Below are 12,700 nucleotides of genomic sequence, written 5' to 3' on the forward strand. Positions count from 1 at the left end.
AACCCACGTCAACAGGAGAGAGAACCCATGAAACTGCATCGCACGCTGCTCGCGCTCGCCGCCAGCGCACTGTTCGCCGCACCGGCCTTCGCGTCCGGCGGCGCCACGATCTTCAACGTCACCGACTCCGAGGACTTCGCGGTCACGCTCGGCTTCGTCGACGCGTTCGGCTTCGTCGACATCTCGAGCAAGTCGGCCGCCGTTGCCGACCAGTACCAGCAGACGATCTTCAACACGTCGCTCGGTGATGGCGACCACGCTGCCGACCTCAACGGCGATGCGCTGCGCAATGCGCAGGGCAACATCGGCGTGAACGTTGGCGCGGGCGTGGGCAACACGCAGTCGAACGACGCCGCGCTGTCGTCGGTCGACGCCGGCAAGGTGTTCGCCACCGCGATGGCGACCTCGTCGCAGACCTCGCTGCTCAACGCCGGCTACTCGGCCGACTTCGACACGTTCTACAGCGCCGTGCTCAACGGCAACGCGCTGCGCAATGCCCGCGGCAACATCGGCGTCAACGTCGCCGCCGGCGTCGGCAACGCGCAGGGCAACGCGATGACCGGTTCGGTCAACACGTCGGGCCGCTATGCGATCGCCACCTCGGCCAGCGACCAGTCCTCGCTCGGCAACGTCCTCGAAGCCGTCTACGACCTCGACACCTTCGCCGTGCTCGGCGGCAACGCCCTCCAGGGCGCGCAGGGCAACATCGGCGTCAACGTCGCGGCCGGCGTCGGCAACCTGCAGCACAACGGTCTCTCGATCGCGTCCGCGGTCGACGGCCCGTAATCCCCCACACGAACCACTGAAAAGGAACTCACCATGAAGCTCCGTCTTTCGCTCCTCGCCGTCGGCCTCGCCGCCGTCGCCTCCCCGGCCTTCGCTTCCGGCGCCGCCGACATCTACAACCTGACCGTTTCGGCCGACTTCGCCGAGACCGACGCGCTGGTGTTCGCGTTCGGCGACATCGACATCTCGAGCAAGTCCGCCGCCGTGGCCGATCAGTACCAGACCACCATCGCCAATGCCTCGTTCGGCGACGGCGACCACATCGCCAGCTTCAACGGCGACGCGCTGCGCAACGCGCAGGGCAACATCGGCGTGAACGTGTCGGCGGGCGTGGGCAACACGCAGTCCAACGACGCCGCGCTGTCGTCGGTCGACGCCGGCAAGGTGTTCGCCACCGCGATGGCGACGTCGCTGCAGGACGTCGAAGGCAACTACGCCGAGACGTTCCAGACCGACACCAACTACACCGCCGAAATGAACGGCAACGCGCTTCGCAACGCGCGCGGCAACATCGGCGTGAACGTCGCTGCCGGCGTGGGCAATGCCCAGAGCAACGCGATGACCGGTTCGGTCAACACCTCGGGCCGCTACGCGATCGCCACCTCGGCCAGCGCGCAGGGCACGTTCGAGAACGAACTGAACTCCGATACGTGGGCGTTCAGCGACCTCGACGTGTACGCCTCGCTCGGCGGCAACGCGCTGCAGGGTGCGCAGGGCAACATCGGTGTCAACGTCGCTTCGGGCGTGGGCAACGCGCAGCACAACGGCCTCTCGATCGCTTCGGCCGTCGACGGTCCGTAATCCGTTCCAAGGCTCCACGTCGTAAACGCGGTGGCCGGCCCCACGCCGGCCACCGCGCTCTGGAGAATCCATGTCGCGCTTCCCGCTGCTGATGTCCGCTGTCCTGCTCGCCACGTCCGCGTTGCCGGGACATGCATCGAGCCTGTCGTTGGCGAACATCGTCGACGGCGCGCCGGTGGCCAAGCCGGTCACGACGATGCGCGACTTGCGCTATCGCGACATGGTGCGCCAGCGCTACGACTTCAGCTGTGGATCCGCCGCGCTCGCCAGCGTGCTGCGCTACGGCTACGGCATGGAAGTCGACGAGCCGCACATGATCCGCAGCATGCTGGTCGGCAACGATCCGAAAGAGATCGTGCGCAACGGTTTCTCCATGCTCGACATGAAGCACTACGTGGAAAGCCTCGACGGGTTCCGCGCACACGGTTTCCGCATCGACGCCAGCGCGCTGTATCGCCTGCAGATGCCGGTGATCGCGCTGCTCGATCTCAAGGGCTACAAGCATTTCGTGGTGGTGAAGGGCGCCGAATCCGGTCGCGTCTTCATCGCCGATCCCTCGCTCGGTCATCGCGTGATGAACGAGCAGGACTTCGTCGCCGGCTGGAACGGCATCGTGCTCGCCGTGGTGGCCGACAAGCCACTCGCCGACTCGTACCTCGTGCACGGTCGCCAGTCGGTCGCGCTTGCGCGCCGCGGCGATGCGGTCATCGAGGCGTCGATGCCGGTACCGGTCGTCGAGCTCGGCCTGGTCCGCGCCGACCTGTTCTGATGCATCAAGGAATGATTCGCTTCGAGGGCTCCATGAAAATCCGCCTCCTCCCCCACGCTGTTTTCATGGCCTTCGCGGCAGTGGCGGGCGCCGGTCCGGCGCTCGCCCTGCCACCTTCTTCAACGCCGGCGCCGGCCGCGCCCCTTCGCGTCGATCTCGTCGACGACGCGACGCTCGGCCAGCTCACCGGCAAATACAACGGCGCCGACATGCTCGTCGGCGTGCGCATCGACCTGGTGTCGACGCTCGCCACCGCGCAGGGCGGAACCGCCAACGCGGTCGGCTCGCTGTACGTGCAACGCACCGACACCGGCTTCGACGTGCAGGTCGATACCCATGCCAACGCCGCGGCGGGCAGCAGCGACGCACCGGCATCGAACAACATCGCGATCGGCGGCGAGCAGGTGCACGTCGACGGCATCGGCCAGATCACCCAGATCGCCGGCGACGGCAACCGCATGGGCAACCTCACCGTCGTGCAGCTCGGCAGCAATCCCGCCGCGCCTTCGGGATTCAACGGTGCAGCGAGCGCCCAGGCCGCCGATGGCGGACTGCAGGCGCAGATCAGTTTCGTCGGTGGCGGCGTCCAGCTCGGACTCGTCGCGCCAGGCGCTACCATCGGCCAGCAGGTGACGCCGGGCGCGTCGGGCCGGATCACGCAGATCGGGCAGATCGCCGGGGATGGCTTCACCGCCAGCAATGCCCTGCATCTGCAGATGATGACGACGGCCATGCCGACGTCGGCGGTGCAGCAGCTGGGCATCCAACAGGCGCTTTCGGCCATGTCCGGACTGCGCCACTGACCGCAGCCGTCTCAAGGACCGAAGAAGAATGCCGTCGCACCCGTCGCGCCTGACCGCCCGCCTCCTCCCCACCGCCCTGGCCCTCGCACTCGCAAGCCCCGCCGCCTTCGCCGACCCGCAAAGCGCCACGTCCGCCGCGTCGGATGTCGACGCGAAACTCGGCGCACTCACCGCCAAGCTCGACGCGCAGGCCGCGGAGATCGCGAGGCTGCGCGCGGAAGTCGAAGAGCTGCAGTTGCAACAGCTTCGCGGCCGCGGCCTGGCCGGCGGGGGCGCGCCGCAGCAGGCGGTGCCGCCTCCCGTCGACACGGCACGCATCGCGCGCGAGAAGTCGACGCCGCCTCCGCCCGCCGAAGACAGCAACCTGCAGGTCGGGCAGACGCAGCGCGACGAGGACGAGCAGCGTCGCCAACAGGAAAAGACGCTGGTCGTGCGCGAACACGCACCGTTGTTCGAGCGCAAGTTCACGCTCGACATGGGCATGAGCTACAGCTACTACGACCGTCGCGAACTCACGCTCAGCGGTTTCCTTGCGCTGGACGCGATCTTCCTCGGCACGATCAACCTCGACCAGAGCAAGTCGTCGATCGGCACGGTCGACGTGACCGGTCGCTACGGCATTACCGATCGCCTCAGCCTGGAAGCCGACCTGCCGTGGGTGTCGCGCGAAACGCGCTTCGTCAGCGGTGGCGCCGGCGGCGCGGCGACGTCGCTGACCGAAGTGAAGGTGCGCTCCAGCGGCATCGGCGACGCCAGCGCGGCGGCGTACTACCAGCTGGTCAAGGAGTCGGCGACGCATCCCGACGTCGTCGGCAGCGTGCGCGTGCGCGCGCCGACCGGTCGTGATCCGTTCGGCTTGAAGGTGATCCAGGCCGACGGCGACAACAGCAACCTCAACGTGCCCGAGAACCTGCCCACCGGCATCGGCGTGTGGAGCGCGACCGGCAACGTCTCGGTGCTGCGCACCTACGACCCGGTGATCCTGTTCGCCAACCTCGGTTACACCTGGAACCGTCCGGGTTCGTTCGACGACATCTCGCCGGTGGTCGGTGCGACGTCGCCGGCCAAGGTCTACCTCGGCCACAGCTTCAACCTCAGCGCCGGCGTCGCGATCGCGCTAAACGACCGCGCGGCGATCAGCATGAGCGTGGGCAGCGCGATGCAGGCCGCCACCCACACGAAATCGCCCGGCGGACAGCAGGCGCGCATACCGGGCAGTTCGAGCAACGCGACGGCGCTGAATCTGGGCACGAGCTACGTGCTGCCGTCGGGCTGGACCATCAACGGCCAGCTCGCGGCGGGCCTGACGCCCGACGCGCCGAACTTCGTGTTCTCGCTGCGCGGTTCGCGCGCGTTCTGATCAGGCGATCGACAGCCCGCGCGTCCGACGTCGTTCGGCCGCGGGTTGCGAGCGGCCATCGGTCGCGCGACGTCCGCCCGTGACCGCCATGACCGGTGTCATCGGCGGCGGCGCGAGATCGCTACCCGCGTTCTCGTCGTGGCTGCCGTCGGCGGCGAGGCCGTAGCGCTGCATCAAGCGGTAAAGCGTGACGCGCGAGACATCGAGTTCGCGCGCGGCATCGACCAGCCGACCGCGGCTGCGACGAAGCGCGGCCTCGATCGCACGACGCGACGCGTCGTTGCGCACGTCCTCGAGCGTGGGTGGCGTTGGCGCGACCACCTCCCCCAGGCCGAGGTCAGCCGCGGTGATCAGGCGGCCTTCCGCCATCACCACCGCCTGGCGCACGCGGTTGATCATCTCGCGCACGTTGCCGGGCCAGTCGTAGGCGTGGATCGCGCGGCGCGCGCACGGCGAGAAACCCTTGATGACGCGCAGGCCTTCGGTCGAATAGCGCGACAGCGCGTGCTGTGCGAGCAGGTCGATGTCATGGCCGCGTTCGCGCAGCGGCGGCTGCGCGAGGCGCAGCACGCAGAGGCGGTGATAGAGGTCGGCGCGGAACCGACCATGCGCGATCGCGGTTTCGAGATCGTGGTGGGTGGCCGAGACGATGCGCACGTCGACGCGAACGGTGTCGTGCCCACCAAGGCGCTGGAACGCGCCCTCCTGCAGGAAGCGCAGCAGCGAGGCCTGGCTCTCCATCGGCAGGTCGCCGATCTCGTCGAGGAACAGCGTGCCGCCGTTGGCCATTTCGATGCGGCCGAGCTTGCGGTTCTGCGCGCCGGTGAATGCGCCGCGCTCGTAGCCGAACAGCTCGGACTGGATCAGCGAATGCGGGATCGCGCCGCAGTTGATCGCCACGAACGGCATCGGCTTGCGACGCGAGTTCGCGTGCAGCGCCTGCGCGGCAAGTTCCTTGCCGGTGCCGGTTTCGCCGGCAATGAACACCGGCGCCTCGGTCATCGCGGCCTTGCACAGCGTGCGCGCCAGCGCCTTCATGCCCGGGCTCTCGCCGATGATGCCCTCGAGGCCGTCGTGCGCGAGTCGCACCGCGGAGTCGCACGCGAGCCGCGCCATGCCGTGCGCGTGGCCGATCACCGTGTCGAGCACGGCCTCCGGGCACGGCATCGTGACGTAGTCGTAGCAGTAGTCGCGGATGAGGCGACGCACCGCCGGCTGGTCGAGCTGCTCGGTGGTGACGCCGGCGACCCAGCCGACGTTGCTCGCCGCCAGCACCGGGCCGAACTCGGCGAGGTCGCTGTCGGAGAACCCGTCCCGCAGGTCGAGCAATGCGGCGAAGGGGTGCGTCGCGCGTCGTTGCACGATGCGTAACGCACCGCGCGCATCCGACGCCGCCTGCACCTTCCAACCGAGTTGTTGCAAACGCTCAGGGGGCGTTCCTCGCCCCGCGCGCGCGACGTAGACCACGTCGCGGCCCGCGCCACCGTCCGCCATGTCCGACTCCTGTCGGCGCCCCACGCACCGGACGACCAAGGTAGCCCGCTGGCGTTACAGGTCAAGCTTCTGTGACCGCCTTCACATACCGGTCGTCGGCACGTCAGGCCGCGGCGGTGGCCCGGGCGTCGTGCTCGGCGTGGTAGCGCACCGAGGCTTCGACCTCGCGCTTCGAGCCCAGGAAGACCGGAACCCGCATGTGCAGGCCGGTCGGCTGGACCTCCAGCATCCGCTGGCGCCCCGTGCTCGCCGCGCCACCGGCCTGTTCGACCAGGAAGCTCATCGGGTTCGCCTCGTACATCAGGCGCAACTTGCCGCCCTTGGGCGCGCACTTGCTGTCGAGCGGGTAGCTGAAGATGCCGCCGCGGGTCAGGATGCGGTGCACGTCGGCCACCATCGAGGCGACCCAGCGCATGTTGAAGTCCTTGCCGCGCGGGCCGTCCTTGCCGGCCAGCAGGTCGCCGACATAGCCCTGCATCGGCGCTTCCCAGAAGCGCTGGTTCGACATGTTGACGGCGAATTCCTTGGTCTCTTCCGGGATCCGCATGCCGCGGGTGGTCATCACGAACGAGCCGATCTCGCGGTCCAGCGTGAACGCGTGGGTGCCGTTGCCGATGGTGAGCACCAGCATCGTGCTCGGCCCGTAGGTGCAGTAGCCGGCCGCCACCTGAGCGGTGCCCGGCTGCAGGAAATGCTCGTCGCCGACCTCCGCGACGCCCTCCGGGCAGCGCAGCACCGAGAAGATCGTGCCGACCGAGATGTTGACGTCGATGTTCGACGAGCCGTCCAGCGGGTCGAACAGCAGCAGGTACTTGCCGCGCGGCTGGTCGTCCGGGATGCGCACCGCGTGGTCCATCTCCTCCGACGCCAGCGCCGCGAGGTGGCCGCCCCAGGCGTTGGCTTCGAGCAGGATCTCGTTGCTCAGCACGTCGAGTTTCTTCTGCGCCTCGCCCTGCACGTTGATGCTGGCTTCCCCGGCGGTGCCGGCGTCGCCCAGCACGCCACCGAGCGCGCCCTTGCCGACCGCGATCGAGATCGACTTGCAGGCGCGCGCCACCACTTCGATGAGCAGCCGCAGGTTGGGGCTGACGCGGCCTTCGCGCTCTTCCTCGAGCAGGTAGCGGGTGAGGGAGACGGGCGAGGCGGTCGGATTCATCGGCGACGGGCTGGCGGGCGGGGCGCCTATTCTCGCCGATCGCCCGCCGGCGCAGTCACGGCGCCCGTGGGCGTATCAGGCGACGCGACGACCGCGCGGCAGCATCAGCGCGTGCCGGCGCACCAGCCGGGCGAGGTTTTCGCGGGCCAGCGCCAGCATCCGGACGGGCGCTTCGGGTTCCGCGGTGTCCATGACGCGCCGCGCGGCTTCGGCGACGTCCGCCACCGCCTGCGCGGCGCTGCGGTCCGACAGCATCGCCTGCAGCAGCTTGGCCTGGCCCATCAGTCGGCGCTCCAGCACCAGGTCCGGCCCGGCGCCGGCGCGGCGCAGGGCGTGGGCGACGCCGTCCTCGAGGTAGGCGTGCTGTTGCTGGAGGCGGTCGGCGGTGACATCGAGCATGGGCGTACTGCGTTGCGACGGGACCGCGAAAGGGTGGGCGTCCCCGCGTGAGCGACAGGTGGCGACGGCCTCCGCGGTTGCCGGCAATTCAGCGGTCGCGTCGCGCGACAATCCCGTCATCGTGTCCTGCATCCGCTCGTCCATTGCACGTTCGCATCCGTCGTCCGATGGCGGCGAACGCTGCGCGTCGCGTGTTGCGCGCATGTGTCGACGCCGCGTCGGACGCGTTGCGCCGTGACCGCGCGCAAGGTCATCCACGTCGACATGGACGCGTTCTATGCGAGCGTCGAACAGCGTGACGACCCGTCGCTGCGCGGCCGGCCGGTGGTCGTCGCCTGGCGCGGCGCGCGCTCGGTGGTGTGCGCGGCGAGTCACGAGGCCCGCGTATTCGGCATCCGCTCGGCGATGCCGGCGGTGCGCGCCGAACGCCTGTGCCCGGACGCGGTGTTCGTGCCGCCCGACTTCACCCGCTACAAGCTCGTCTCGCAGCAGATCCGCACGATCTTCGGCAGGCACACGCCGCTGGTGGAACCGTTATCGCTGGACGAGGCCTACCTCGACGTCACCGCGCCCTTGACCGACCTCCCCACCGCCACCGACATCGCCAGATCCATCCGCGCCGAGATTCGCGAGGTCACCCAGCTCACCGCGTCCGCCGGCGTCGCGCCCAACAAGTTCGTCGCCAAGATCGCGTCCGACTGGAACAAGCCCGACGGCCTGTTCGTCGTGCCGCCGTCGAAAGTCGAAGCCTTCCTCGCGCCGTTGCCGGTGGGGCGTCTTCCGGGCGTCGGCAAGGTCACGCAGGGCGAACTCGAGGCGATGGGCCTGCACACCGTCAGCGACCTGCGCGACGCCGGTCGCGATGCGCTGGTCGAGCGTTTCGGTCGATGGGGCCGTCGCCTGCACGAACTCGCCTGGGGCATCGACGAGCACCCGGTCGAACCCGAGCGCCCGCACACGCAGATCTCCAGCGAGGACACGCTGGAGTCGGACCTGACGCTCGACGAGCTCGCGCCGCACATCGCGCGCATGGCGGAGAAAACCTGGGCCGCGTGGCTGCGCCAGCACGAGCGCGACCTGCGCGACAACCGCCCGCCGCGCGCGCCGCGCACCGTCGTGCTCAAGCTCAAGACCTCCGACTTCCGCATCCTCACCCGTTCGCTCACGCCGACCCGCATGCCCGACAGCGCCGACGCGCTCGCGCGCACCGCGGTCGAACTGCGCACGCGCGTGGCGTTGCCGGCGTCCACGCGCTATCGCCTGATCGGCGTCGGCCTGGCGAACCTCGGCGACATCGATCCACAGGTTGACCTGTTCGACGACGCGCTCACGTTGTGACCGCTGCACGTCGCAGTTGCGCACACCGCACAGTGCAAAACGCGACGCAGTTCGAAAACCACGGGGTTCGCAGCGGTGGCGGCGCGTGGCAATGTGTGGGGCTTACGCGACGCGTGGGGACGCCGTGACCGAAGACTTCGATGCATTCGACGCCAGCCCGGTGCCGATGTGGGTCTTCGACGAGTCGACGTTGCGCATCCTCGATGCCAACACCGTCGCGGCCGAGATGTACGGCTACGACCGCGACGCCATGCGGTCGATGAGCATCCTCGACCTCCGACCCGAAGCCGAACGCGCGCAGATCGAGCGCTACATCCGCGAAAACGCGGGCGCACCGCGCCCGGAAACCGTGTGGCTGCACCGCCACCGCGACGGCGCGCTGATGCACGTGCAGATCCGCACCGCCCGCGTAACCTGGCGCGGCCGCCCGGCGCGGCTGGTGGTCGCGCGCGACGTCAGCGAAGTGGAACGCGCGCAGGCGCGCGTGCACCTGCTCGCACAGGCGATGAGCGACGCCGCCTACGACTGGAACGTGGCGCTCGGCGACATCTGGTTCAGCGACAGCTTCGCCACCAACTTCGGCTTCGACGCCGCGACCATGCCGCGCGACATCGATGCCTGGGCCGCGCTCGTGCATCCGGACGATCGCACCCGCGTCGGCGCCAGCCTCGCCGCGGCGATCGAAGGCAATGCGACGCAGTGGGTCGAGGAATACGCGTTCCAGCGCGGCGACGGCACGTTCACCGACGTGCTCGACCGCGGCTACATCCAGCGCGACGGCCACGGCGCACCGCTGCGCATGGTCGGCGGCATGATCGATCGCTGCCCGCAGAACCTGCTGTCCACACGCATGCGCCTGCTCGATCGCGCGGTCGAGGCGTCCGCGAGCGGCATCGTCATCGCCGATGCCGGGCGCGACGGTTACCCGATCGTCTACGCCAATTCCGCATTCCAGCAGATCACCGGCTACGCCGAAGCGGACATCGAAGGTCGCCCATTCGACGTGGTGCAGGCGTTCGATCCCAAGCACACCGGCAGCGCACTGCTGCGCGATGCGCTCGAAGCGGTGACCGACCTGCACGTCGCCTCGCAGGGCACGCGTCGCGACGGCACGCCGTTCTGGTACGAGCTGCAGCTCACGCCGATGCGCGACGTCGATGGCCGCGTCACGCATGTGCTGGGCATGTTGACCGACACCAGCGAGCGCCAACGCCATGCGCAGCAGTTGCACTGGCGCTCCACGCACGACGTGCTGACCGGCCTGCCGAATCGCCACCTCGTGCTCGAACGCGTCGCCGAAAGCGTGCAGCGGATGGAGGCTGAAGGCGGTCGCGTCAGCGTGCTGATCGTCGACCTCGACGAATTCAAGCTGGTCAACGACGAACTCGGCCACGCCACCGGCGACCGCGTGCTGTGCGAGATCGCCACGCGCCTGCAACGCGTCGCCGGGCCGCGCGCTCTGATCGGGCGTTCGGTCGGCGACGAATTCGTCATCGTGCTGGAAGGCGACAGCGAACTTGAGACCGAACGCGTCGCCGCGCGCGTGCACGCCGCGCTGTCGGAACCGCTGGAAGTCGCCGCGCGCCGGTGCAAGGTCAGCGCCTGCGTCGGCTACAGCCACTGCCCGGAAGACGCCGTCAGCGCCGAAAGCCTGCTGATGTGCGCCGAACTCGCGATGTACCAGGCGAAGAAGCAGGGCCGCAATTGCACCGTCGCCTACCGCGCCGGCGCGACGCCGTCCGGCGGCGGCAAGTTGCAGCTGCTGCAGGAACTTCGCGAAGCACTCGAGCGCCGCGAATTCCGCCTGCTGTTCCAACCGCTGTTCTCCGCCGACCTGCAACTCGTCGCACTCGAAGCACTGGTGCGTTGGGAGCATCCGATGCGCGGCCTGCTGCCGCCGTCGGATTTCATCGCCATCTGCGAAGAGAGCGGGCTGATCGTCGAACTCGGCCGCCGCGTGCTGCACGAAGCCGCGCGCCACCACGCCTTCCTCGTCGCCCAAGGTCTGGGCCACGTGCGCATCTCGGTCAACGTCTCGGCCATGCAGTTCGCGCACGGCCTGCTCGACGACGTGCGCCGCGTCATCGACGAATTCCAGTTGCCACCCGGCGCGCTCGAACTCGAACTTACCGAAAGCGTCATCGTCGACGACCCCAAGCGCGCCGCCGAAGTCATGGCCGCGCTGTCCGACCTTGGCGTTACGCTGGCGATCGACGACTTCGGCGTCGGCTATTCCAGCCTCTCGTACCTCAAGCGCCTGCCGATCCATCGACTGAAGATCGATCGCTCGTTCGTCAACGATCTGGAACGCGATGCGAGCGATCGCTCGATCTGCGAAGCAGTGATCGCGCTGGCGAAGACGCTGCGATTGGGCGTCGTCGCCGAAGGTGTGGAGTCCCCGTTCCAACGCGACTGGCTACGCACGCGCGGTGCCGGTGAACTGCAGGGCTACTTGTTCGCGAAGCCGCTGCCCTTCGAGCGGGCGACGCAGGTGGAGACGGCGTCTGCGCCGGTGAGTTAGCGAAGAGACCATTTGCCGTGAACGCCAATGACTAGATTGACCCCAACGGGCAGCAATGTATGATCCGGCTCTTGCAAATCCGAGGCTGGGGAGCCTGGATGCAGCGTCGCGACCGCGAATGAGCGCACCGACTAACGACTGCTAGCGCGTTGGGGTGGAGGTTGGGGGGACGACATGGATAGTCGGGACGTCATCGATGCTTACGATCTTGGGCGGTCGATCGATCGGCCGGCTGGGTCGTATGCGACGGTGCCATCGCTCGCCGCGGGAAGGAGCCTTCGATACTTCACGCCTGCACCTCTAAACGAACTGCTCCACCGCGCACAACGTTGCAGTTCGACACCCGTCTCAAGGCCGGATGTTGAGGCAGCCCGCGCAGCCGCCATTCTGCTTATCCCCTCGATCACGCGTCGTCGCAACGACATGCTCTGCTCCCCACTGCTAGCAGGCATTGCGTTCGACGCTGTTGTGGATGCCGGGCCGCCTCGCTCGTTTTCGACAGAAGATCTTCTCGCGATTGCGCGCAGCACGTCTGGATCGACCCAATTTCGGCAAGAAATCATCTTCGCCGGCGGACGCAGTTCAGCTGATGCGCGCCACATCTATCCGCCATTTGATCGCTTGCCAGAGCTCGTCTCCGGCCTCGCTACTGCGCTGTCGTCACCGGCGAGTGATGTGAGACCCGTACATCGCGCAGCCCTTGTCCTGTTCTCGGGTGCCGCGATCCACCCGTTCCGCGATGGCAACGGAAGATGGGCTCGACAACTGACATTGGCTGCTGCAAACGGGGCGGACGTGGTCTTTTCCTACGCAGCCGTCGTATGTCTGGAAGCCGCGAGCCGCCGCCTCCTGATCACGCAGACATGGAACGATATTTACGAGCGGGGCCTGCGCAAGTACTTGGCCGCCGCCGAGATTTTTGAAATCGAACTTTACGCCGAGCTTATGCGGCTTGGCGCAGTGCGTGCAGCCGCAGAAATCAGGCGGCAATGGCCTTTTTCCGGCAGCTCGCGCTCGGTCCGAAGGCGCTTGGAGCAACTCTTCTGGTGTACAGGCCAGCTCAATGCCGCCGACGTGGCGAGCGTGGCCGGATTGTCCAAGAAGGCAGCGATGGGCTCTCTGGAGCGAATCGCTCATTCCGGCGGCCAGCTCCTCACCATTGACGCCAATCGCGTACATACGCGCGCGCTCGCCGAAGTGGTCGGCGATGCGATTGCACGCTCAATCAAGATTTCTCTAGGGGAAGTAAGCGCTGATGAGTAACGTTCTTGGG

The 12,700-nt window shown here is 68.1% G+C and carries 11 protein-coding genes; 8 read left to right on the plus strand and 3 right to left on the minus strand.

What is annotated here, in order from left to right:
* Window positions 1–27: 27 nt before the first annotated feature.
* The 5 genes from ACKTTN_RS03605 to ACKTTN_RS03625 all read left to right on the plus strand — a co-directional run bounded on the left by ACKTTN_RS03605 (window position 28) and on the right by ACKTTN_RS03625 (window position 4,519).
* Entirely contained in the window at window positions 28–786 is a 759-nt protein-coding gene (locus ACKTTN_RS03605) for a hypothetical protein (RefSeq protein WP_407908503.1), read from the plus strand.
* Window positions 787–819: 33 nt separating this feature from the next.
* Window positions 820–1,587: a hypothetical protein gene (locus tag ACKTTN_RS03610; protein ID WP_407908504.1), complete on the plus strand. Its 768-nt coding sequence runs from the start codon at window positions 820–822 to the stop codon at window positions 1,585–1,587.
* Window positions 1,588–1,657: 70 nt separating this feature from the next.
* Window positions 1,658–2,356: a C39 family peptidase gene (locus ACKTTN_RS03615; protein ID WP_407908505.1), complete on the plus strand. Its 699-nt coding sequence runs from the start codon at window positions 1,658–1,660 to the stop codon at window positions 2,354–2,356.
* 65 nt (window positions 2,357–2,421) lie between these two features.
* Window positions 2,422–3,159, plus strand: a complete 738-nt coding sequence (locus tag ACKTTN_RS03620; protein WP_407908506.1) for a hypothetical protein — start codon at window positions 2,422–2,424, stop codon at window positions 3,157–3,159.
* A 28-nt stretch (window positions 3,160–3,187) separates the two neighbouring features.
* Complete coding sequence (locus ACKTTN_RS03625; protein WP_407908507.1) at window positions 3,188–4,519, plus strand: transporter; 1,332 nt, start codon at window positions 3,188–3,190, stop codon at window positions 4,517–4,519.
* On the opposite strand, the gene ACKTTN_RS03630 is transcribed toward ACKTTN_RS03625, so the two are convergent.
* The 3 genes from ACKTTN_RS03630 to ACKTTN_RS03640 form a co-directional block, all read right to left on the minus strand.
* Complete coding sequence (locus tag ACKTTN_RS03630; RefSeq protein ID WP_407908508.1) at window positions 4,520–6,013, minus strand: sigma-54 dependent transcriptional regulator; 1,494 nt, start codon at window positions 6,011–6,013, stop codon at window positions 4,520–4,522.
* Window positions 6,014–6,116: 103 nt separating this feature from the next.
* Window positions 6,117–7,169: a class 1 fructose-bisphosphatase gene (locus tag ACKTTN_RS03635; protein ID WP_407908509.1), complete on the minus strand. Its 1,053-nt coding sequence runs from the start codon at window positions 7,167–7,169 to the stop codon at window positions 6,117–6,119.
* A gap of 75 nt (window positions 7,170–7,244) precedes the next feature.
* Complete coding sequence (locus ACKTTN_RS03640) at window positions 7,245–7,712, minus strand: hypothetical protein (RefSeq protein WP_407908510.1); 468 nt, start codon at window positions 7,710–7,712, stop codon at window positions 7,245–7,247.
* Window positions 7,713–7,802: 90 nt separating this feature from the next.
* Here ACKTTN_RS03640 and dinB point away from each other — a divergent pair, with 90 nt between their 5' ends.
* The 3 genes from dinB (at window position 7,803) to ACKTTN_RS03655 (ending at window position 12,690) form a co-directional block, all read left to right on the plus strand.
* Window positions 7,803–8,906, plus strand: a complete 1,104-nt coding sequence (dinB, locus tag ACKTTN_RS03645; RefSeq protein WP_407908511.1) for a DNA polymerase IV — start codon at window positions 7,803–7,805, stop codon at window positions 8,904–8,906.
* 124 nt (window positions 8,907–9,030) lie between these two features.
* Entirely contained in the window at window positions 9,031–11,427 is a 2,397-nt protein-coding gene (locus ACKTTN_RS03650; RefSeq protein ID WP_407908512.1) for a sensor domain-containing protein, read from the plus strand.
* 174 nt (window positions 11,428–11,601) lie between these two features.
* A complete protein-coding gene (locus ACKTTN_RS03655) occupies window positions 11,602–12,690 on the plus strand; it encodes a Fic family protein (protein WP_407908513.1) in 1,089 nt (362 codons plus the stop codon).
* Window positions 12,691–12,700: the final 10 nt, after the last annotated feature.

Source organism: Lysobacter claricitrinus (genome assembly GCF_045866565.1).
GTDB classification, from domain to species: Bacteria; Pseudomonadota; Gammaproteobacteria; order Xanthomonadales; family Xanthomonadaceae; genus Cognatilysobacter; species Cognatilysobacter claricitrinus.

What these genes read in the sequence shown, in the direction of transcription:
- ACKTTN_RS03615 (WP_407908505.1), top strand. Translation starts at nt 1,658, where the DNA reads ATGTCGCGCTTCCCGCTGCTGATGTCCGCTGTCCTGCTCGCCACGTCC.
- ACKTTN_RS03635 (WP_407908509.1), bottom strand. Translation starts at nt 7,169, where the DNA reads ATGAATCCGACCGCCTCGCCCGTCTCCCTCACCCGCTACCTGCTCGAG.
- ACKTTN_RS03605 (WP_407908503.1), top strand. Translation starts at nt 28, where the DNA reads ATGAAACTGCATCGCACGCTGCTCGCGCTCGCCGCCAGCGCACTGTTC.
- ACKTTN_RS03610 (WP_407908504.1), top strand. Translation starts at nt 820, where the DNA reads ATGAAGCTCCGTCTTTCGCTCCTCGCCGTCGGCCTCGCCGCCGTCGCC.
- ACKTTN_RS03640 (WP_407908510.1), bottom strand. Translation starts at nt 7,712, where the DNA reads ATGGACGAGCGGATGCAGGACACGATGACGGGATTGTCGCGCGACGCG.
- ACKTTN_RS03625 (WP_407908507.1), top strand. Translation starts at nt 3,188, where the DNA reads ATGCCGTCGCACCCGTCGCGCCTGACCGCCCGCCTCCTCCCCACCGCC.
- ACKTTN_RS03620 (WP_407908506.1), top strand. Translation starts at nt 2,422, where the DNA reads ATGGCCTTCGCGGCAGTGGCGGGCGCCGGTCCGGCGCTCGCCCTGCCA.
- ACKTTN_RS03655 (WP_407908513.1), top strand. Translation starts at nt 11,602, where the DNA reads ATGGATAGTCGGGACGTCATCGATGCTTACGATCTTGGGCGGTCGATC.
- ACKTTN_RS03630 (WP_407908508.1), bottom strand. Translation starts at nt 6,013, where the DNA reads ATGGCGGACGGTGGCGCGGGCCGCGACGTGGTCTACGTCGCGCGCGCG.